The organism is Rhizobium sp. GW821-FHT14E12, assembly GCF_058803745.1.
On record NZ_JBXAPH010000001.1, the window covers coordinates 751,405 to 773,074 of the forward strand.

A 21,670-nucleotide genomic window follows, 5' to 3' on the forward strand; every position below is an offset into this window, starting at 1 on the left:
CAGGAAACGCTGCAATATGAAAGACCTTCATCATTACAGTTTCGCAAATATCCGCATGACCGCCGCGCAGCCGAACCTACCAACAGCCCACGTCATCAGACTGTAGCATTGCCGGGTTACACGCCCTGAACCTGACAAATTGGTGACAAGACTCAGATGACGGAATTCGCCCCGGAAGCCGGTCTCCACAAGAATCGGAAACTCAAGGACGCTCTGCTACAACACAAGGCCCTGTCCAAGGCCGGCTTTTCCGAACGTCTGTTCGGCATGCTGTTTTCCGGCCTTGTCTATCCGCAGATCTGGGAAGATCCGGATATCGACATGGAGGCGATGGAGCTTCAGCCGCACCACCGCATCGTCACTATCGGCTCCGGCGGCTGCAACATGCTCGCCTATCTCTCGCAGAGCCCCGCCTCGATCGACGTGGTCGACCTCAATCGGCATCACATCGCGCTGAACAAGCTCAAGCTCGCAGCCTTCCGGCTGCTGCCCGGTCATGCCGACCTGGTGCGTTTCTTCGCCACGCCAGGCGTCGACACCAACAGCCAAGCCTACGAAGAATTCATCGCGCCACGGCTCGATCCGGCAACCGCCGCCTATTGGGATGGCCGCGACATATACGGCCGCCGCCGCGTTACGGTGTTCAATCGCAACATCTACAAGACCGGCTTGCTCGGCCGCTTCATCGGCGCGGCGCATGTGCTGGCTCGCCTGCACGGCGTACGTCTCGCCCCTTTGACAGAAGCCCGCACATTGCGCGAGCAGCGTCAGTTCTTCGACAACGAGATCGCGCCGATCTTCGACAGGCCGATGGTACGCTGGCTGCTCGGCCGCAAGAGCTCGCTGTTCGGCCTTGGGATTCCGCCGCAGCAATATGACGAGCTTGCTAGCCTTGCCGGTGACGATTCCATCGCTGGCGTCCTGAAGCATCGTCTGGAAAAATTGGCGTGCCATTTCCCGATGCAGGACAATTATTTTGCCTGGCAGGCCTTCGCGCGCCGCTATGCCGCCCAGCACCAAGGGCCGCTGCCGACCTATCTGAAGCCTGAGCACTACGCCGCCATCCGCGCCAATGCCGACCGCGTCAGCGTGCATCACGCCAACTTCACCGAGCTGCTCGCTTCCAAGCCCGCCGCTTCGCGTGATCGCTATATCCTGCTCGATGCGCAGGACTGGATGACCGACGAACAGCTCAACGAACTCTGGGCGGAAATCACCCGCACCGCCCGCGAAGGCGCCCGTGTCATTTTCCGCACCGCTGCCGAAAAGAGCATCATCGAAGGCCGCCTTTCGACCGCGATCCGCGATCAATGGGTCTATAACGAAGGGCGCTCGCAGGAACTCAACGTACGCGATCGCTCGGCGATCTATGGCGGCTTCCACATTTACGGGAAAAAAGCGTGAGCCAGGCGGATACGGGTCTCGAGACGAATTCGAAGAACCATGCCGGACTGATGGACGGCATGTACCGCTACCAGCGGCACATCTACGACCTGACCCGCAAATACTACCTCTTCGGCCGCGACCGCACGATCGCCCATCTCAACGTGCCCTTCGGCGGCTCGCTGCTTGAGGTCGGCTGCGGCACGGGTCGCAACATGTTGCTGGCGCATCGTCGCTTCCCGTCGGCCAAGCTCTACGGCCTCGACATCTCCCAGGAAATGCTGCTCTCGGCCCGCAACAATTTTCGCGGCTTGAAGCAGATGCCGGACTTCCGCGTCGCCGACGCCACGGCCTTCTCGCCCGCCGATTTCGATGTCGGCGGTTTCGACCGCGTCATGGTCTCCTACGCCCTGTCGATGATCCCCGACTGGAAGAGCGCAATCGATGCGTCACTCGATGCCGTCTCCCCCGGCGGCGAGTTGCATATCGTCGATTTCGGCCAGCAGGAGCGCCTGCCCGGCTGGTTTCGCACGATGCTGAAGGGCTGGCTGAAGAAGTTCCACGTCACCCCCCGCGCCGACCTGCGTACGGTGCTGGAGGAACGGGTTGAGGCCCGCGGCGCCAAGCTGATCTTCGAAGAGATCGGACGGGGTTATGCCTGGAGAGCCGTCGTCATCAAGCCGGCCGCCTAGGCCGAAGACCCGAATTCAGCTCGAAATTTGCCTGCTTGGCGCTTCAAGTATAAGAATTTACTTGAAGATAACGGATTTTTTACGTTGATATGGTGAATAAAGTGGTAAGGCCGGGCTGCAAGCAGCTTGGCCCGCCGCTTCTTTGGATTTTCGGGGACCAGACATTACGGAAGCCAAGCCTTGGGGCAGCAAGATCACTCGCGCCATAACGGGATATCCATGCGCAGGCTTCTGTTGTGCTTACTGCCGCTCGCCCTTTTCCTGAACAGCTGCACGACGGGCTATGATGCCCTGCAGACCGCTTCCATTCCGAAGGCCCGATTCAAGGATACCAAGCCTCAGGATTTCGGCCGTGACCATCCCGAGCGCCATCCCATCCACGGCATCGACGTCTCCAAATGGCAGGGCGATATCGACTGGCAGACGGTCAAGGGCTCCGGCGTTTCCTTCGTCTTCATCAAGGCGACCGAAGGCAAGGACCGGATCGATCCGCGCTTCAGCGAATATTGGCAGGAGGCCAATACCGCCGGCATCGCGCACGCGCCCTATCATTTCTATTATTTCTGCTCGACGGCAGATGAGCAAGCCGATTGGTTCATCCGCAACGTGCCGAAGGATGCCATGGCGCTTCCGCCTGTTGTCGATCTCGAATGGAATCCTGGCTCCCCCACTTGCCGTACGAGACCGGACCCGGAGACGGTCCGGACGGAAGTCAAGCGTTTCATGGATCGCCTGCAAGGCTATTACGGCAAGCGCCCGATCATTTATACCTCGGTCGATTTCCATCGCGAGAACCTTGCAGGTTACTTCAAGGACTATCACTTCTGGGTCCGCTCGGTCGCCAAGCATCCGACGGCGACCTATGCCGACCGTTCCTGGGCTTTCTGGCAGTACACCTCGACCGGTGTCATTCCCGGAATCAAGGGGCCGACGGACATCAATGTTTTCGCCGGTTCCGAACAGAATTGGAACAATTGGCTGGCGGCAGTACAGAAGGAAGGAAATTCTTGAGACTGCCCTAACTTCTCTCTTGCTTCTGTCACAATCTTCTGTGAAAGCGACCCTATTCTATCAGAAAAGAGGATCGCCCATGGACCGCCACACCATTCGACGCAGCGCACTCGCGTTGATCTTCGCTTCAGCCATGGCAAGCGTGGCAATGGCGCAGAGCGCGACCCCTGCCACGCCGTCGAATGCGGAGGGTAGCGGCGCTGCCAAGGTTGCCTGCGGTGGTGACCTTCCCGTTTTCCTCGCGGGCGTCAAGGCTGAAGCCATCGCTGCTGGCGCCGATGCCGCGTCCGCCGACAAGACATTTGCCGGCGCGCAGATCGATCCCAAGGTTCTCGCCATGGACCGTAGCCAGGGTGTATTCCGCCAGACCTTCCTCGAGTTCTCGCAGCGCACCGTGAGCCAGGGGCGCCTCGATATCGGACGCCAGAAATTGAAGCAATATGCCGATGTCTTCGCCAAGGCTGAAAAAGACTATGGCGTGCCCCCCGGTATCATCACCACTTATTGGGCCATGGAAACCGACTTCGGTGCCGTTCAGGGTAATTTCAATACCCGCAATGCGCTGGTCACCCTCTCGCACGACTGCCGCAGACCTGAGTTTTTCCGTCCGCGTTTGATCGGCTTCATCGAAATGGTGCAACATGGCGATGCCGACCCCGATACCATGACGGGTGCCTGGGCCGGGGAAATCGGCCAGACCCAGATGCTGCCCCCCTCGATCATCTCTTACGGCACCGATGGCGATGGCGATGGCCATGTCAATATGAAAACAAGTGCGCCCGACGTCATTCTCACGACAGCGCGGTTCTTCCAAAGTCTGGGCTTCCAGCGTGGCCAGCCGTGGCTGCAGGAGGTAAGTGTGCCCGACAATCTGCCCTGGGAAAAGTCCGGCCTTGGCGGCACGCTCACGGCTGCCGACTGGTTCCAGCTCGGCGTCAAGCCACGCGACGGCAATACGAGTTTCGGTTCACTTACAGCCGCTCTCATCCTGCCGCAGGGCCGCAAGGGTCCGGCTTTCTTGACCTATCCGAATTACAGCGCCTTTCTTGAATGGAACCAGTCGTTCATCTACACGACGTCGGCTGCCTATTTCGCGACCAGATTTGGCGGCGCGCCGCCCTATAATAAGGGAACACCGGAACCTGGCCTGAACGATGTCGACATGAAGGCACTTCAGACCAAGCTCACGGCACGCGGCTATGACGTCGGCAAGATCGACGGTATCCTCGGCTCCGGCACGCGCGTTGCCATCCAGAAGGAACAGTTCCGCCTCGGCCTCCCGGCCGATGGCTGGGCGACGCAGGCGCTGTTGAACGCGCTCTGAGATTTGCTTCTGTTTTTGCGAAAGGCGGCCCTCGGGTCGCCTTTTTTGCTTTTCCGGTAAAGCCCCCGCAGGAAACGGGTGGAGAACCTCTCTCGTATCGCCAGAATAGACGAAAGACGAGGAGAGACGCCCAATGACGACCAACAACGGCATCAACGCACTCACCTGGAGCTTGCTGCTGGCGCTCGGGCTGATCTGGGGTGGCTCATTCTTCTTCGCCCGCATCGCCGTGCACTCCGTCCCGCCATTCACGCTGGTCTTCCTACGCCTGTCGCTGGCGGCTCTGGCGCTGCATCTCTATATCGCCGGTCGCCTCCAGATCTATCATCTGCTGCGAACGCATTGGCGGCAATTCCTTCTGCTCGGCCTGATCAACAACGCCATACCGCATGCGCTGATCTTCATCGGCCAAACGCAGATGGGCGCCGGGCTCGCCTCCATCCTCAACGCGACGACGCCGATCTGGACCGTGTTGATCGGCAATCATTTCACCACGGACGAGAGGCTGACGCCCGCCAAACTTGCCGGCTGCCTGACGGGGCTCGTCGGCACGATCGTGTTGCTCGGTCCTAGCGTAACGAGAAGCACCACAATTCCGCTTTGGGCATTGCTGCTGCCGATTCTTGCAGCGATCTCCTATGGCTTCGCGGCGATCTATGCCAAGCGTTTCAAGGGTATGGCCCCGCCTGTTGTCGCGGCGGGCCAATTGACCGGCTCTTCGATCATCATGCTGCCGACGGCCCTTCTGGTGGATCATCCGTGGAGCCTGGCCATGCCACCGGCTAGCGTTATCGCCGCCATCCTCGGCATGGCGCTGCTGTCCACCGCCCTCGCCTATATCCTTTATTTCCGCATCATGGCGCTCGCCGGCGCTACCAACGCCTCGCTGGTCACCCTGCTCGTACCGCCAAGCGCCATCCTGCTCGGCTTCCTCTTCCTCGGCGAACGACTGGGATTGCCGGAAATCGCCGGCATGCTGCTGATCGGCGCTGGCCTGCTCATACTGGACGGACGGGTTTATGCGAGACTGCGGCCGGGCACGAGCCGCCTATAGCCGAGGCAAGAAGTTATCCGGTGACGCTTCAGCAAAGGACCCGGATATTAACTTTGTTCACGCCTAAATTAACGATGCATTAAATTTCGTGAAAGGGAAATTTTTTCATGATAACAATGACTTGCAATGCGATCCCGATTCAAATTCTGCGCAGCATGCCGCGTTGCAGCATCGAATTCGCTTTCCAAGCGACACATTTCCGACATAGACTCTAACGGTTGACTAAGGAGGAAGACATGGGATTGACGCGATCCATCAACGTCCTAGTAGTCGGTGCAGCCTTTGTATTCGTCGTGACGATGCTTTTCATCTGACGAAGAACGACTGCCGCAGACAACCGAACTCCTGAAAGCAAACAAAACAACTATTCCATTTAAAAAGCGCATGCCGAAGATCCGACATGCGCTTTTTCATGGCTACGTTTCCCGGATTACGTCAGGCGACAGCGCGCGCATCCGCCTTGCGCTGCAGACCCAATCGCTCGAGGACGGCTGAGACGAGCGGCGAACGGTTCATGGTATAAAGATGGAACTCGTGGATACCGCGACGCACCAGATCCCTGATCTGCTCGGCGGCAACATCGGCAGCGACCTTGGCGCGTTCATCGACATTATCATCGAGGCCGTCAAAACGATCGTCCAGCCAGGATGGAATGCTGGTGCCGCAAGCCCCGGCGAAGCGCTTCAATTGCGTGAGATTCTGGATCGGCATGATGCCCGGCACGACCGGGATCTCGATGCCGGCAGCGCGAACGCGGTCGTGATAACGCTCGAAAGCATCATTATCGAAGAAGAACTGGGTCAGCGCCCGGTCGGCGCCATTATCGGCCTTGCGCTTTAGCATGTCGATGTCGGCGGCGGTGTCACGGCTCTCCGGATGCTTTTCCGGATAGGCAGACACGGAAATATCGAAATCGCCGCGCTCGCGCAGGGCCGCCACCAGCTCGGCGGCATTGGCATAACCGTCCGGATGCGGGTGGTAGGCGGAACCGACGCCCGTTGGCGGATCGCCACGCAACGCCACAAAACGGCGAACACCGGTCGCGAGGAAGTCATCGATGACCCGATGGGTGTCTTCACGCGTTGCGCCCACGCAAGTCAGGTGCGAAGCCGTGGTGAACGGCGTCTCGTGGATCATCCGGCGCACGGCAGACAATGTCGGGGCTTTGGTCGTGCCGCCGGCGCCATAGGTTACCGAAACGAATTCCGGCTCCCATTCGCTGAGCTCTTCAACCGTATTCCACAGTTGCGCTTCGGCCTCCTCCGATTTCGGAGGGAAGAACTCAAAGGAAATACGGATGCCACCTTGGCCGTTCTCGTTCTTAGAAGACATATCAAACTCTCCCAGCAAGAATGGGGGATGCCTGTCGGCTCTGTTCAGCAGCGATCAGCAGCCGCGGGTCGCGCGCCAGCCAGATCGTCACCGTCAACCCTGAACCGCCTTCCCTCCCCGAATGAAGGTCCTGCACCTGCTCGACATCAAGCCCCGCTGCTTTCAACCAATCCGACATCATCTGATGGGAGAAACCGAGCCTTAGATGTGCATGTTCATCGCGCAGATATTCCAGCCCGTGCGGTGCCAGATCGATGATCACCAGCCGGCCGCCGGGCCGCAACATCCGCGCCGCCTCGTTGATGGCGATTTCCGGCTGATCCAGAAAATGCAGCACCTGATGGATGGTGATCAGGTCGAAATCCTGCGCCTCGAGCGGCAAATTGAAGATATCGCCATGCCGCACCGAAGCGGCGGTGATGTTCGACCGGTCGAGATTGGCGCGCGCCACGGCCAGCATGTCGCGGCTGGCATCGATACCGACTGCACGGCGATAGTGCCCCGCCAGCAATTGCAGCATCCGGCCGGTGCCGGTGCCGAGATCGAGAAAGGCGTCGATCTGCTGCGGTCCGATCAACTCAATCATCACCTTGTCGACATCTTCGTCGGCGACATGCAGGCGACGCAGCTCGTCCCATTCGGCGGCATTGCGGCTGAAATAGGCCTGCGCCCGCTCGGCGCGAATACGCTTGACGGCGGTCAACCGCTCGCCATCGCGCAGCAATACGGGGTCGCTCTCGGCCGTGTGCCGGAGAAGCTCGCGCGCCAGGATGACCGCCTTGCCGTCCTGCTTCAGACGGAAATAAGCCCAGGCGCCCTCCTGATAGCGGTCGATCAGATTGGCCTCGCCGAGCAGCTTCAGGTGCCGCGAGATGCGCGGCTGCGATTGGCCGAGAATTTCGGTAAGATCGGTGACGGTCAGATCCCCGGCGGCAAGCAGCGCCAGCAGGCGCAGCCGCGTTGGCTCACCGGCCGCCTTCAGCACATCCACCAGATTGTCCAAGCCAAGTTTAACCAGATCCGTCATTCGTCACCCAATCAAGATATAAAGATATCTTTATGTGATTTTGTCGCAATCTGCAAGAGCCAATTCACAGCCGGAAACACTCGGACGTCGGAAATCTGTTAGTATCTGTCGGCGGAGGAATACGAATTTCCCTCGCCTGGATAAAGAAAAACCCCGGACAGGCCGGGGTTCTCGATGGCAGGAAAGCGACAAGCTTATCGTGTCAGGCGCTTGTAGGTCACGCGGCTCGGATTGATGCTGTCAACACCGAGGCGACGCATCTTGTCCTGTTCGTAGTCTTCGAAGTTGCCTTCGAACCATTCGACATGGCTATCGCCTTCGAAGGCGAGGATGTGCGTGGCCAGGCGGTCGAGGAACATGCGATCATGGCTGATGATCACGGCGCAGCCGGCGAAGTTTTCGAGAGCAATCTCGAGCGCGCCCAGCGTTTCGGTATCAAGGTCGTTGGTCGGTTCGTCGAGCAGCAGAACGTTGCCGCCGGCCTTCAGCATCTTGGCAAGATGCACGCGGTTGCGCTGGCCACCGGAGAGGTTGCCGACCTTCTGCTGTTGGTCGCCGCCCTTGAAGTTGAACGTCGCGCAATAAGCCCTTGAGTTCATTTCATACTTGCCGAGCTTGATGACTTCGGCGCCGCCGGAAATTTCCTCCCAGACCGTCTTGCTGCCATCGAGCGCATCGCGGCTCTGGTCGACATAGCCGAGATGAACGCTATCGCCGATGCGGACGCTGCCGCTATCCGGCTTTTCCTGGCCGGTGATCATGCGGAAAAGCGTCGTCTTACCGGCACCGTTAGGACCGATGACGCCGACGATGCCGCCCGGCGGCAGTTTCAGCGACAGACCTTCGATCAGCATCCGGTCGCCATAACCCTTGTTGATGCCTTCCATTTCGATGACCACCTGGCCGAGACGCTCGCCGACCGGAATGATGATCTGCGCATCGCCGGGACGCTGGTTCTCTGCGGCATCGACCAGCTCGTCATAGGCGCGGATACGGGCCTTGGACTTCGACTGACGCGCCTTCGGGCTGGAGGCGATCCATTCCTGTTCGCGTGCGATCGCCTTCTGGCGGCCTGCTTCTTCGCGACCTTCCTGCTGCATGCGCTTTGCCTTCGCCAGCAGGTAGGAAGAGTAGTTGCCTTCATAAGGAATGCCGCGGCCGCGATCGAGTTCGAGGATCCAGCCGGTAACGTTATCCAGGAAGTAGCGATCGTGGGTGATCATCAGCACGGCGCCCGGATAGGCACGCAGATGCTTTTCCAGCCAGGCGATGGTTTCAGCGTCAAGATGGTTGGTCGGTTCGTCGAGCAGAAGGACGTCCGGCTGCGACAGCAGCAGCTTGCACAGTGCCAGACGACGGCGTTCACCGCCGGAAAGGTTGGTGACGTCGGCGTCGCCCGGAGGGCAGCGGAGCGCGTCCATTGCCATCTCCACCTGGCTTTCCAGGTCCCAGAGGTTCTGCGCGTCGATGATGTCCTGGAGCTTTGCGCCCTCTTCCGCCGTCTCGTCGGAATAGTTCATCATCAGTTCGTTGTAGCGATTGAGAACGTCCGTCTTTGCCGCAACGCCTTCCATGACGTTTTCAAGCGCGGTCTTCGCCGGATCGAGCTGCGGCTCCTGCGGCAGGTAACCAATGGTGGCGCCGTCGGCCAGCCAGGCTTCGCCGGTATATTCCTTATCGAGGCCGGCCATGATGCGCAGCACCGTCGATTTACCGGCGCCGTTCGGACCGAGAATACCGATCTTGGCGTCGGGGTAGAACGAGAGATGGATATTCTCGAGAATTTTCTTGGCGCCATAAGCCTTATTCAGACCGGCCATATGATAAATGAACTGACGTGCCATAGCTTGGGTTACTCCACGGGCGGATAACATTGCGAATTGTGCCGCTATGTAGGCGAAACCCCGCTCTCGGGCAACGGCGAAACCTTGTCCGAGAGCTATTTATCCGCGTCAGAGGGGCTTCCGGACGTCAAAAACCGGCTGCATCCACCATGCCCTGATCGCAGCCGAACGACGTGCGGCCGGCACCCTGGATCAGATCCGCGAGCCGCGGCTCACTCCCTTGCGCAGGCTGAATGGCGTCTTCGGAGAGGCCAATCGTCAGTTCCGAGATCACCCGCACCTTGCCGACACGCCGGCAGCTCATCTTCACCCGGTCGCTGGCACCCTCGCCGAAGCTCTTGTCGAAAGCGGCCTTGATCGTATCGGCGTCGAGCGTCTTGCCGATATTCTGCACGAAAAGATCGCGCACAGCGGATGCATTGAGTTCGTCGATCAAACCGGCGGCTCCACCGAAATAATCATCGGCGCTGAGCTTGGTGCAGGTGCCGTGCTTGATCCATTCATGCCGCTCCAGACCGGATTGCGTGCCGGGCATGACCTTATCCAGTGCAGCCTTGGTGTCGGCCGACAGTTCGACAGCCGGGAGATCCTTCCAGTCGCTGCTGCGATCGGCCTGCTTCAGATCATCGGAAACGTCGCAATATTCCTGTCGCATCGGCCAGAGGCCATGCAGCGAAAAATTCTTCGCATCATGATTATCGGAAGACTGGTTGCGGCATTCCGCTTTCTTTTGGTTCGTCTGGCAGAAAGCAGGCTCCCAGCTTGCCGCCAAAATGAACCGCGTCCGGCCCCGACTGTTCTCCTGCGCCACCGCACTCGCCGCCATTACTACCGACAGAACCGCGACCATGCATCCGCGAACCCAATGCCTCATTCCACGTCTCCAGATAGAACAATATGAGAACAAGTAAGCAGTTTGATCGGCCGCGCGCAACCCTGATTCAAAGCCAGCCCGGAGATTTATTTCTGTGCGCTTCGCCAACACTCCATTGCAATCGGCGAGGTGATAACCTTTCGTCTGCGTGAGGAGGAAATGCACATGTTTGCCGAAACGAGGCATCTGGACAGCCCGACGGGCGCGACGCTCGCCTATCATCACCTGCCGGCGCGGGACGAAGCGCATGGCGTCCTTCTCATCAGCCACGGTCTTGCCGAACATTCCCGCCGCTACGAAGGCTTCGCCGAGGCCATGGCGGCACGCGGCTTTCATGTCTACGCCCATGATCATCGCGGCCACGGCGAAACGACGGCCGACGACGCGCCGCTCGGCCGCTTTGCCCGGCGGGATGGCGTCGATATGGTCATTGCCGATGTCCTGGCGATGCGCGAGCTTGCCGCAACCACTTATCCGGACCTGCCAATTATCCTGTTCGGCCACTCGATGGGCGGGCTGATCAGCCTGAACGTCGCGGTGACGCATCCTGATAAATTCGATGCCGCTACGGTCTGGAACTCGAACTTCAACCCCGGTCTCGCCGGGCGCGTGGCGCAGGTCATCCTGAAGACGGAACGCATGCTCAAAGGGTCGGACGTACCGAGCGGGCTGCTGCCGAAGCTGACCTTCGGCGTCTGGGGCAAATCGATCGCCGACCGGCGCACCGAATTCGACTGGCTGTCACGCATCCCCGAGGAGGTGGATAAATATATCGCCGATCCACTCTGCGGCTTCGATGCCTCGGTATCCCTGTGGCTGGATCTCTTCGAACTGACCTTCCGCGCGCCGCAAAAGACCTACCTTGATCGGCTCCGGCGCGACATGCCGATCCATCTGGTGGGGGGCGGACGGGACCCGGCGACAGATAATGGAAAGGCGATGTCCTGGCTGTCAAACCATTTGAAAACGGCCGGCTTCTCGCATATTAGCCTGACCATCTATCAGGACATGCGCCATGAGACGCTGAACGAGATCGGCGCGGCCGCCGCCATTTCCGATTTTGCGGACTGGTGTCGGCAACTGACGGCAAAGGCCTGACCCCTAAGGACTTTTCAAATGAATGCCACCGGCAGTTCCCTGCCCCGTTTTCGTCAGTCTGAGCTGACGTTCGGCCTGTTGATGATGTTCCTATCGGTGATCCTGTCACCGATCATCGACATTTTCGCAAAGCTTGCCGCCACGACCATCCCGCCGGCGGAAGTCACCGCCGCGCGCTTCATTTTTCAGTCGCTGTTCGCCTTGCCGATGATGGCGTTGCGAGGACAATGGGGTCTGTGGTCGCTGCGCCGAAGCGGCGTGCATGCCATTCGTGCCGCAGTGCTGACGCTATCGATGGTTTCCTTCGTCACGACGCTGCAGGTCATGGAAGTGGCCGACGCCATCGCCATTTTCTTCGTCGAGCCGATGATACTGACCATCCTCAGCAGCATCTTCCTGAAGGAGACCATCGGCTGGCGGCGCTATACGGCCTGCGCCGTCGGCTTCTTCGGCGCGATGTTGATCATTCAGCCGAGCTTCGCGGAGGTCGGCTTCGTCGCACTGTTGCCAGTGGTCACCGCACTGTGCATCGCGGTCTACGTAATGATCACGCGCGTCGTCTCGCATAGCGAGGATGCATGGCCGATGCAGTTCCAGACCGGCATATGGGGCACGGTCATCTGCCTCATCCTCCTTGCGATCGGCCAGGGCACCGGTTCGTCGATCATCGATCCCGTCGTACCGGACGGCACCGCCATGCTCCATCTCCTCGGCGTCGGCGTGTCTGCCGCTGTCGCCGGCGTCCTCACCATCTATGCCTATCGTTCCGCCCCGGCCTCGACGCTGGCGCCGCTGCAATATTTCGAGATCGTCTCGGCAACGACCTTCGGCTGGCTGGTGTTCGGCAACTTCCCCGACCTGATCAAATGGGTCGGCATTTTCATCATCATCGGCTCCGGCCTCTATATTCTCTGGCGCGAGCGGCGCTTTGCTTCCAAGCCGGTATCCGATACATCTGAGGTCACTTTCACACCCTAGCCGCCATCCGGATCGACATGACAGCCAATAGCATCAAGAAGCCGCCGCTCACCGGCATCCGCGTCATCGAATTGGCCCGCGTTCTCGCCGGCCCCTGGGCAGGGCAGATGCTGGCCGATCTCGGCGCCGATGTCATCAAGGTGGAAAATCCCGATGGTGGCGACGACACGCGCCAATGGGGGCCGCCTTTCGTCGAGGGCAAGGATGGGGAAAATCTTTCCGCCGCCTACTACCATTCCACCAATCGTGGCAAGCGTTCTGTTATCGCCGATCTCAAGACCGAAGAGGGTCAGGATCTGGTTCGTCGGCTGGTCCTGACCGCCGATGTGGTGATCGAGAACTTCAAGCTCGGCGGGCTGGTAAAATATGGCTTGGACTATGAGAGCCTGAGAAAGATCAATCCCAAGCTGGTCTATTGCTCGATCACCGGTTTCGGCCAGACCGGCCCCTATGCCGGCCTTGCGGGCTATGATTATATCGTCCAGGGCATGTCCGGCTTCATGTCGATCACCGGCGAACCAGACGGGCAGCCGATGAAGGCGGGCGTGGCGATCGCCGATATCTTCACCGGCATTTATGCCGTCTCCGCGATCGAAGCAGCGCTGATCCATGCACTGAAGACCGGCGAAGGCCAGCTTGTCGACATGGCGCTGCTCGATGTGCAATCCGCCGTACTCGCCAACCAGAACATGAACTACCTGATCTCCGGCAAGGCGCCGGTGCGCCTCGGCAATGCCCATCCCAATATCTCGCCCTACGAGGTCGTGCCGACCGCTGACGGCTATCTGATCCTCGCTATCGGCAATGACGGACAATTCCGCCGCCTCTGCGCGATCCTCGGCATCGACGCGCATGCGGATGATGAGCGTTATGCCACCAACAAGGCCCGCGTCGCCCACCGCTATGACGTCCGGGCCTTCATCTCGGCAAAAACGCTGACATGGAACAAGGCGGATCTGCTGAAGGCCTGCGAGGACAATGCCGTACCGGCCGGCGCCATCAATACGATCGAGGATATGTTCGCGGACCCGCAGATCAAGGCTCGCGGCTTGCGGATCGATCTTGAGGATGCCGTGGGCACCGTCATTCCGAGCGTGCGGACGCCGGTGGTCCTGTCGGGGACGCCGCTGTCCTACACGCGGCCAAGCCCGCGCCTTGGCGAACATCAGGAGGAGGTTCTGGCCGAATTGGCGGAACTGGAGGGAAAGGCAAAAGCATGAAACGGACCGGCGGCCAGCTCATCGTCGAGGCTCTGAAGGCAAACGGCGTGCAGCGCATTTCCTGCGTTCCCGGCGAGAGCTTTCTCGCCGTGCTCGACGCTTTGCATGACAGCGACATCAAGGTGCTCGTCTGCCGCCAGGAAGGTGGCGCGGCGATGATGGCGGACGCCTGGGGTCGACTGACGGGTGAGCCCGGCGTCTGCATGGTCACCCGCGGCCCCGGCGCGACCAACGCATCGGCTGGCCTGCACATCGCCCGGCAGGATTCGATCCCGATGATCCTCTTCATCGGCCAGGTGCAGCGGGATGCCCGCGAACGCGAGGCCTTCCAGGAAGTGGAATTCCGCCGCGCCTTCACCGAATTCGCCAAATGGGTCGGCGAGATCGATGATGCCGCCCGCATCCCCGAATTCGTCACCCGCGCCTTCGCCGTCGCAACATCAGGCCGGCCCGGCCCCGTCGTTTTGACGCTGCCCGAGGACATGCTGCGCGACGAGGTCGAAGCTCCATATGCCAAGCCCTATACGCCGGTAGCAGCCCATCCGGGCCGCGCCCAGATCGATGATCTGTGCCAGCGCTTGCTCGCAGCGGAACGGCCGATGGTCATCCTGGGCGGCACGCGCTGGGATGAGGATGCGGTTGCTGGGATCGAAAGCTTCGCCGAACGCTTCAAGCTGCCGGTCGGCTGCTCCTTCCGCCGCCAGATGCTGTTCGATCATCTGCATCCGAATTACGCCGGCGATGTCGGCATCGGCATCAATCCGGCGCTGGCAAAGGAGGTCAAGGAAGCTGACCTGCTGATCCTCCTCGGCGGCCGCTTCTCGGAAATGCCCTCCTCCGGCTATACGCTGATGGACATCCCCTATCCGCAACAGCAGTTCGTCCATATCCATCCCGATCCCTCAGAGCTCGGCCGCGTCTATCGCCCGGATCTGGCGATCTGCACCAGCCCGGCCGATTTCGTCGGGGCTCTGGCTGATCTCGAAGCACCGGGGGAGCCGCGCTGGGCAGAGCGGACGGAGCGCATGCATGCCGCCTATCTCACCTGGTCGAAGACGCCGGAAACGAGCCCCGGAGCGGTGCATATGGGCCGGATCATGGACTGGATCGAGGCCAATACGGCAGTCGATACGATCTTCACCAACGGCGCCGGCAACTATGCCACTTGGCTGCACCGCTTCCATCGTTTCCGCCGCTTCAACACCCAGGCCGCCCCCGCCTCAGGCTCGATGGGCTACGGCCTGCCGGCAGCGGTTGCCGCCAAGCAGCTGTTTCCGGAGCGCGAAGTGATCTGCTTTGCCGGCGATGGCTGCTTCATGATGCACGGCCAGGAGTTCGCGACCGCCGTACAATACGATCTGCCGCTGATCGCGCTGGTCATCAACAACGGCATGTACGGCACCATCCGCATGCATCAGGAACGGGAATATCCCGGTCGCGTCAGCGCCACAGCGCTGAACAATCCGGACTTCGCGGCCCTGGCCCGCGCCTATGGCGGCCATGGCGAAACGGTGAAGGCAACGGAAGATTTCGGCCCCGCCTTCGAGCGGGCGCGCGCCAGCGGCAAGCCGGCAATCGTCGAGATCATGCTCGATCCCGAAGCGATTACGCCTTCCCGCACCTTGACGGAAATTTCGCAAGCAAAAGGCCGGTAAGAACAAACTCACCGGCCTTATAAAACGCATCAGATCGAATTAGTCGATCGCGGCGGTGACGATGAACTCGACCTTGTACTTCGGCGCAGCGAGCTTGGCTTCGCTGGTGGCGCGAGCCGGCGTGTTGGCCGGATCGACCCAGGCTTCCCAGGCGGCGTTCATTTCGGCGAAGTCGGCGATATCGGAGAGATAGATCAGCGTCTGCAGGATCTTCGACTTGCTGGAGCCGGAAGCGGCCAGCAGGCGATCGACTTCGGCCAGAGCCGACTTGCACTGATCCGTGACGCTTGCGCCTTCGCCAACCTGACCGGCGAGGTAAACGGTGTTGCCGTGGATGACGGCGCCGCTCATGCGGGCTCCGACGTCGATACGCTTGATGCTCATGATTTCTCTCCTGATGTTGTCCAGTGACGGGTCACAAACCGGGCGCTGCTCAGCAGCAACGCCCAAAAGCTCTTCTATGTTCGGGAAGCGGCCGTTCAGCCGCGAATATGATGCGTCTTCTGGTAGATCGCGGTCGAACGCGCGCCGGAACGGCAATAGCCGAGCATCGGGCGCGGAAATTCGTCGAGCGCGTCGACCATGCCCTGCACGGCCTCTTCGGTCACGCCCATCGGCCCGACTGGCACATGGGTGATTTCGAGGCCAAGCTCCTTGGCGCGTGCTTCAATGTCGGCGAACGGCGTCTGATCCGGGCTTTCATTGTCCGGGCGATGGCAGACGAGCGACTTGAAACCCAATGCCTTGATCTGGTCGAGATCCTCCAGGCTGATCTGGCCGGAAACCGAGTATTCGTCGTCGATCGGGCGGATATCCATCGTTCGCTTCCTCTATAAAACCGAGGGCTTTGATCTACGCCGCCACAAAGCGAGCGTCAACCGCTGAAGCCCTCAGACGAAGGCAAAGTTGAGTGTAAAACTCCGGGCTTCGCCGGGCTGAAGAATGTTGAATTCGTCTGCTTCCTCCAGCTCGTCGCGCGACACCCAGCGGTGCGATACGGGCTCGATGCCGAAGACATCTGCCGGCGCACGCTGATTGCGCCAGATCTGCAGGAACGGCAGCGTCTCCGTGCCGAATCGTACCCTCAGCGACTTGCCACCGATGGCGGCAATCGGCCCGAGGCTCAATTCGGACCAATCCTTACCCTTCCCCGCTGCCGGCACGCAGAAAATCCCGCCATGCTCCTCGCCGAAAGTCCAGGGAAAGCCGCCATTCTCCAGCATCTGCCCGGAAAGGCGGACGCCGTCATCGAACCATTTGCCGCCGACATTCATGTGATACATCAGAAAGACCGGCATCGCTTCGCTGCTGGTGTTAACGACGCGATCCGTAAGCGAAACCTCGCCTGTCGCGCCATCGATCCGCCAATGGCGTTCCAGCCGCGCCGTGCGGCCTTCAGCAGTGAGAACATCGATATCGGCACGGCACTCGGCATTGCCATCCTCGAACCGGGTCCAGAGGATTTTGGCCGGATGCGAAGAGAAGGAGCCGTGCAACGGATAACGCCTACCTTCGAAAGCACCCGACATCGGCTGTGGATGACGGATATGATCCGGGCCGCAGGTGAAGAGAAAACCTTCCAGGGAATGATCGATGCGCGGGTCGCCGTCATCGGGAATGGCGCGTCCCGGCGCGAGATTGTTGCCGTCGACGACGCAGGCGCCGATATCCAGCACGGAACCCTCGTCCAGCGTCAATTTCGGCCCCGTGGCTGCGGCAAAGTCGATCATGTCTCGCAATTCTCCCTGGTCTGCGTCTGATTGGCCACCCATCCGAAAGTGGTCCCGAAATGGCGCGCGGCAAGAATAAATGGCGATTTCTCTTACCGAACGTTAACTTGACGCCTTCATCACACAAATTTTTATATTTTATTCAGCATGATAATCTTAAATTCCACACTAGTGTCAAAATTACCATGTGTGTGTCGGCCAGCCACCATCCGAGGATTCGACTGACGTGAACCGGTTCCTGAAAATAAGCCTTTCTTTGGCCCTGACGGCCACGGCATCCGCTCTCGCATTGACCGATGCGCAGGCGCAGTATTATCGCGGCGGGAGCAACGATGTCGTTCTGGTTACTCCGGACGGGCGAATCCTCGATCAGTATTCAGAGCAGGATTATGTGAGAACGCGCGATGGGCGTGGCCGGCGCGTCTTGGTCGACCGCTACGGCAATGTCGTCGCCACCGAGATGCGGGCCAGCACCTACTACCCTCAGGCACCGACTGACGACGGCTACAGCGATGGCGGCCGCTATGGCGACACCCAGCTTTCCAACAATGGCGGCTACCGCGACTATCGACAATATCGCGGCGACGGGAGTGACGGCAGCGTCATAACCGGCGGCATCCCTCGCGACAGCTCCATTCAGCGCGTGCCGCTCGACGACCAGGCCCAGCCGAATACGGATGCGCAAACCCAACAGGGTCAGACGAATCCGAACGGTAACGACTACGCATCGATCGATCCGCAGCAGACGCCCGATATTCAGCGCAAGCCTCCGGCCGAACCCGTCATCACGCTGAAGGGCAAGTCGAAGATGGAAATCACGGCGATCGAGGTCTTCCTCGCTCGCCAGGGTATTTCGCCAGGCGCCATCGACGGCCGTATGGGCGGCAATGTCACCAAGGCCATCTACGCCTATCAGCAAATGACCGGGCAGACGCTTGATCCGAAGGATACGGATTCGATCCTCGAGCAGCTGCGCCTGTCGGGCGGCATGCCGATCATCAATTACACGATCACGCCCGCCGACGCCGCCGGCCCTTATGTCGCGTCGATCCCCGAGGACTATGCCGAAAAGGCGCAGATGCCATCGCTCGGCTATACCTCGACCACGGAAATGCTGGCCGAACGCTTCCACATGGATGAAGGCTATCTGAAGGAACTGAACCCGGGCGTCGATTTCACCGTCCCGGGCAGCACGATCAAGGTGGTCAATACCGGACCGAGCAAGACCGGCACTGTCGCGAAGATTCTTGCCGACAAGGGTCGAAAGCAAGTCTTTGCCTATGACGCCAACGGCACCCTGATCGCCGCCTATCCCGCCAGCATCGGCTCGACCGACACGCCCTCGCCGTCCGGCACGGTCACCGTCGAACGCGTCGCCTTCAATCCGGGCTACACCTACAATCCGAAGATCAATTTCAAGCAGGGCGCCAACGACAAGATCCTCGACATTCCGCCCGGACCGAACGGCCCGGTCGGCGTTGTCTGGATGGCACTGTCGAAACCGACCTACGGTATCCATGGCACGCCCGAGCCCTCGAAGATCGGCAAATCGCAAAGCCACGGCTGCGTGCGCCTCACCAACTGGGACGCTACCGCACTCGCCAAGATGGTCAAGCCCGGTGTGGTCGTCGAATTCGTGGATTGATTGCGGCCAGTACAAATAAAAGGGCCACCGGATCAATAATCCGGTGGCCCTTTTTTATTGTGGAGCTTGGCAGCATGCTGCGATCCACTCGAGGCACGGCCGATAGCCGAGCCATTGCTGCCTAGAAGCAATCGGCAAACAGCGCCTTGGTGTTTTCAAGCGTCATCGGCACGGGATTGCCACCGGCGCTGGGGTCTTCGATCGCCATGGCCGAGAGTTCGTCGATCCGATCCGGTGCGATACCCATGGCCGAGAGGCTTTCCGGAACGCCGAGTTCAGCGCGCAGCTGCAACACATAATCGTAGAAGCCGTCGAAACCGCCGGAAATGCCGAGATAGGCCGCCGCGCGGGCGATCTTGTCTTCGATGGCCTTGCGGTTGAAACGCAGGACGGCCGGCATGACGACGGCATTGGTCATGCCGTGATGCGTGTTGTAGACAGCGCCGATCGGGTGCGACAGCGCGTGGATGGCACCAAGCCCCTTCTGGAAGGCGACGGCGCCCATGGCGGCAGCGCTCATCATGTTGGCGCGAGCTTCAAGATCAGTGCCTTCCTTATAGGCGCGCGGCAGGAATTCCTTCACGAGCCGCATGCCTTCCAGCGCGATGCCGGCCGACATCGGATGATAGAAGGGCGAGGAATAGGCTTCCAGGCAATGGGCGAACGCATCCATGCCTGTGCCGGCGGTGATGACCTTGGGCATGCCGACCGTCAGCTCCGGATCGGCGATGACGACGCCCGGCAGGAACTTCGGATGAAAGATGATCTTCTTCACATGCGTCTGGGAATTGGTGATGACGCTGGCGCGGCCGACTTCCGAGCCGGTGCCGGCCGTCGTCGGCACGGCGACGATCGGGGCAATGCCCTCGACATTGGCGCGGGTCCACCAGTCGCCGATGTCCTCGAAATCCCAGACCGGACGCGTCTGTCCCGCCATGAAGGCGACGCACTTGCCGAGGTCGAGGCCAGAGCCGCCGCCGAAAGCGACGACGCCGTCGTGACCGCCATCCTTGAATGCCTTGACGCCGGCCTCGAGGTTCTTCTCGTTCGGATTGGGGTCGACATCAGCGAAGATGGCGCGACCAAGACCGGCATCCTCGAGAATATCCAGCGCCGTCTTGGTGATCGCCATCGAGGCAAGTCCCCGGTCGGTGATCAGCAGCGGCTTCTTGATCCCCAGGCTCTTGCAGGCATCCGCCAGTTCCGTGATCCGGCCGCGACCGAGCTTGAAGGCGGTAGGATAGCTCCAATTGGCTGAGATAGTGCTCATGCTGTTACTTTCTTCAGATGGTAGGATTTCGGGCGTGTCAGATTGTGGAAGCCGATGACGGAGAGCGAGCCGCCTCGGCCGGTTTCCTTGACGCCGGTCCAGCACAGCGCCGGGTCGAGGTAGTCGGCGCGGTTCATGAAAACGGTTCCGGTTTCGATGTCACGGCCGATGCGTGCGGCACGCTCGACATCCTTGGTCCAGAGCGACGCCGTCAGGCCATAGGGGCTGTCGTTCATCAACTCCAGCGCTTCCGCATCGTTCTTCACCTTCATGATACCGACGGCCGGGCCGAAGGTTTCCTCGCGCATGAAGGCCATGGAGTGATCGACATTGACGAGAACCTGCGGCGCGAGATAGGCACCACCGTCATCGGCCGGGAAAAGCTTGGGATCGACCAGCGCCTTGGCGCCCTTGGCGACCGCATCGGCGATCTGCTCGCGCACCACCTTGGCGAAGCGCTTGTGTGCCATCGGTCCGAGCGTGGTTTCCGGATCGAGCGGATTGCCGAGCTTGTAGTTCGACACCCAGGCGACCGACTTTTCGACGAAAGCGTCATAGAGCGATTCATGCACATAGATGCGCTCGATGCCGCAGCAGCACTGTCCGGAATTGAAGGTCGCGCCGTCCATCAGCGTGTCGACGGCGGCCTCCAGGTCGGCATCTTCCATGACATAGCCCGGATCCTTGCCGCCAAGCTCGAGGCCAAGGCTGGTGAAGGTGCCGGCGGCAGCGCGCTCGATCGAGCGGCCGCCTTCGACCGAACCGGTGAAATTGACAAAGTTAAAGCTGCCGGCGGCGATCAGCGCCGAGGTCGTTGCGTGATCGAGAAAGACGTTCTGGAAGACATCGGCGGGAACGCCAACCTCGACAAAGGCCTGCACCAGCCGCTCGCCGACCAGAAGCGTCTGGCTGGCATGCTTCAGAATAACGGTATTGCCAGCCATCAGCGCTGGAGCGACCGTATTGATCGCCGTCATATAGGGATAGTTCCACGGCGCGATGACGAAGACGACGCCATGCGGCTCACGCTCGATGCGCCGCGCAAAATTCGCGCTGTCTTCCACCACCAGCGGCGACAGCGCATCGGCCGCGATCGAGGCGACATAGTTGGAGCGCTCGTTGAAGCCACGATATTCACCGCCATACTTGATCGGACGCCCCATCTGCCAGGTCAGCTCCGGCACGACGACATCGGCCATCTCGTTGAGACGCGCGACCCCCTTCAGCACCAGCTGAACGCGGTCCTCTAGCGGGCGACGCGCCCAATCCTTCTGCGCCTTGCGGGCGCGGGCCACCACGTCCTTGGCGGCTTCCAGCGATAGCGCTGGACGCTCCGCATAAACCTCGCCGTTCACGGGTGATACGCATGTGATCATGGTCATGATCGAAATCCTGTTTTTATAGTCACGAACATATTTTCAGCTGGCCGCGAAGAAGGTTCCCGCAGGCCCTGCGCCGCCGAAAGAAGCGCTTTCCCGCAGCCGTCTTCCCTGCCCTCGCCTGGCGACGAAAATTGGGCAGGGTTCTTAATCA

The 21,670-nt window shown here is 60.4% G+C and carries 19 protein-coding genes; 10 read left to right on the top strand and 9 right to left on the bottom strand.

Annotated elements, in window-relative coordinates:
• Positions 1 to 156 precede the first annotated feature (156 nt).
• The 5 genes from AC1RO0_RS03680 (at position 157) to AC1RO0_RS03700 (ending at position 5,464) form a co-directional block, all read left to right on the top strand.
• Positions 157 to 1,404 carry a BtaA family protein gene (locus AC1RO0_RS03680; protein ID WP_498591586.1) on the top strand — a complete coding sequence of 416 codons (1,248 nt, stop codon included), beginning with the start codon at positions 157 to 159 and terminating at the stop codon, positions 1,402 to 1,404.
• Positions 1,401 to 2,075, top strand: coding sequence for a class I SAM-dependent methyltransferase (locus tag AC1RO0_RS03685; protein ID WP_498591587.1), 675 nt, complete (start codon positions 1,401 to 1,403; stop codon positions 2,073 to 2,075). The genes AC1RO0_RS03680 and AC1RO0_RS03685 overlap by 4 nt, the downstream gene beginning before the upstream one ends.
• A 219-nt stretch (positions 2,076 to 2,294) precedes the next feature.
• Positions 2,295 to 3,086: a glycoside hydrolase family 25 protein gene (locus AC1RO0_RS03690; protein ID WP_498591588.1), complete on the top strand. Its 792-nt coding sequence runs from the start codon at positions 2,295 to 2,297 to the stop codon at positions 3,084 to 3,086.
• A gap of 79 nt (positions 3,087 to 3,165) precedes the next feature.
• Positions 3,166 to 4,410, top strand: coding sequence for a lytic murein transglycosylase (locus tag AC1RO0_RS03695; protein ID WP_498591589.1), 1,245 nt, complete (start codon positions 3,166 to 3,168; stop codon positions 4,408 to 4,410).
• 133 nt (positions 4,411 to 4,543) lie between these two features.
• On the top strand, positions 4,544 to 5,464 hold the full coding sequence (locus AC1RO0_RS03700) for a DMT family transporter (protein ID WP_498591590.1): 921 nt from the start codon (positions 4,544 to 4,546) through the stop codon (positions 5,462 to 5,464).
• A 435-nt stretch (positions 5,465 to 5,899) separates the two neighbouring features.
• Here AC1RO0_RS03700 and metF read toward each other — a convergent pair whose 3' ends face one another.
• The 4 genes from metF to AC1RO0_RS03720 all read right to left on the bottom strand — a co-directional run bounded on the left by metF (position 5,900) and on the right by AC1RO0_RS03720 (position 10,541).
• Complete coding sequence (gene metF / locus AC1RO0_RS03705) at positions 5,900 to 6,796, bottom strand: methylenetetrahydrofolate reductase [NAD(P)H] (protein ID WP_498591591.1); 897 nt, start codon at positions 6,794 to 6,796, stop codon at positions 5,900 to 5,902.
• A 1-nt stretch (position 6,797) separates the two neighbouring features.
• A complete protein-coding gene (locus AC1RO0_RS03710) occupies positions 6,798 to 7,823 on the bottom strand; it encodes an ArsR/SmtB family transcription factor (RefSeq protein WP_498591592.1) in 1,026 nt (341 codons plus the stop codon).
• 194 nt (positions 7,824 to 8,017) lie between these two features.
• On the bottom strand, positions 8,018 to 9,667 hold the full coding sequence (gene ettA / locus AC1RO0_RS03715) for an energy-dependent translational throttle protein EttA (RefSeq protein ID WP_498591593.1): 1,650 nt from the start codon (positions 9,665 to 9,667) through the stop codon (positions 8,018 to 8,020).
• Between the two features lie 127 nt (positions 9,668 to 9,794).
• Complete coding sequence (locus AC1RO0_RS03720; RefSeq protein ID WP_498591594.1) at positions 9,795 to 10,541, bottom strand: ribonuclease T2 family protein; 747 nt, start codon at positions 10,539 to 10,541, stop codon at positions 9,795 to 9,797.
• A 165-nt stretch (positions 10,542 to 10,706) separates the two neighbouring features.
• Here AC1RO0_RS03720 and AC1RO0_RS03725 point away from each other — a divergent pair, with 165 nt between their 5' ends.
• From AC1RO0_RS03725 to AC1RO0_RS03740, 4 genes are read left to right on the top strand one after another with little or no spacing between them, the layout of a single operon-like run.
• Complete coding sequence (locus AC1RO0_RS03725) at positions 10,707 to 11,639, top strand: alpha/beta fold hydrolase (protein WP_498591595.1); 933 nt, start codon at positions 10,707 to 10,709, stop codon at positions 11,637 to 11,639.
• A gap of 18 nt (positions 11,640 to 11,657) precedes the next feature.
• Complete coding sequence (locus tag AC1RO0_RS03730) at positions 11,658 to 12,617, top strand: DMT family transporter (protein WP_498591596.1); 960 nt, start codon at positions 11,658 to 11,660, stop codon at positions 12,615 to 12,617.
• Between the two features lie 17 nt (positions 12,618 to 12,634).
• Positions 12,635 to 13,837, top strand: coding sequence for a succinate--glutarate CoA-transferase (caiB, locus tag AC1RO0_RS03735; RefSeq protein WP_498591597.1), 1,203 nt, complete (start codon positions 12,635 to 12,637; stop codon positions 13,835 to 13,837).
• Positions 13,834 to 15,492, top strand: coding sequence for a thiamine pyrophosphate-binding protein (locus AC1RO0_RS03740; RefSeq protein ID WP_498591598.1), 1,659 nt, complete (start codon positions 13,834 to 13,836; stop codon positions 15,490 to 15,492). The genes caiB and AC1RO0_RS03740 overlap by 4 nt, the downstream gene beginning before the upstream one ends.
• Positions 15,493 to 15,531: 39 nt before the next feature.
• On the opposite strand, the gene AC1RO0_RS03745 is transcribed toward AC1RO0_RS03740, so the two are convergent.
• The 3 genes from AC1RO0_RS03745 to AC1RO0_RS03755 all read right to left on the bottom strand — a co-directional run bounded on the left by AC1RO0_RS03745 (position 15,532) and on the right by AC1RO0_RS03755 (position 17,222).
• Complete coding sequence (locus AC1RO0_RS03745; protein WP_498591599.1) at positions 15,532 to 15,876, bottom strand: RidA family protein; 345 nt, start codon at positions 15,874 to 15,876, stop codon at positions 15,532 to 15,534.
• A 95-nt stretch (positions 15,877 to 15,971) separates the two neighbouring features.
• The gene (locus tag AC1RO0_RS03750; protein ID WP_498591600.1) at positions 15,972 to 16,310 is read right to left on the bottom strand and encodes a protein tyrosine phosphatase family protein; all 339 of its coding nucleotides are present in this window, start codon (positions 16,308 to 16,310) and stop codon (positions 15,972 to 15,974) included.
• Between the two features lie 72 nt (positions 16,311 to 16,382).
• The gene (locus tag AC1RO0_RS03755) at positions 16,383 to 17,222 is read right to left on the bottom strand and encodes a DUF4432 family protein (protein ID WP_498591601.1); all 840 of its coding nucleotides are present in this window, start codon (positions 17,220 to 17,222) and stop codon (positions 16,383 to 16,385) included.
• Positions 17,223 to 17,448: 226 nt separating this feature from the next.
• On the opposite strand from AC1RO0_RS03755, the gene AC1RO0_RS03760 reads away from it, so the two are divergent.
• Positions 17,449 to 18,867, top strand: a complete 1,419-nt coding sequence (locus AC1RO0_RS03760; RefSeq protein WP_498591602.1) for a L,D-transpeptidase — start codon at positions 17,449 to 17,451, stop codon at positions 18,865 to 18,867.
• A gap of 121 nt (positions 18,868 to 18,988) precedes the next feature.
• Here AC1RO0_RS03760 and AC1RO0_RS03765 read toward each other — a convergent pair whose 3' ends face one another.
• Positions 18,989 to 20,137: an iron-containing alcohol dehydrogenase gene (locus tag AC1RO0_RS03765; RefSeq protein ID WP_498591603.1), complete on the bottom strand. Its 1,149-nt coding sequence runs from the start codon at positions 20,135 to 20,137 to the stop codon at positions 18,989 to 18,991.
• The gene (locus AC1RO0_RS03770) at positions 20,134 to 21,519 is read right to left on the bottom strand and encodes an aldehyde dehydrogenase family protein (RefSeq protein WP_498591604.1); all 1,386 of its coding nucleotides are present in this window, start codon (positions 21,517 to 21,519) and stop codon (positions 20,134 to 20,136) included. The genes AC1RO0_RS03765 and AC1RO0_RS03770 overlap by 4 nt, the downstream gene beginning before the upstream one ends.
• Positions 21,520 to 21,670 lie beyond the last annotated feature (151 nt).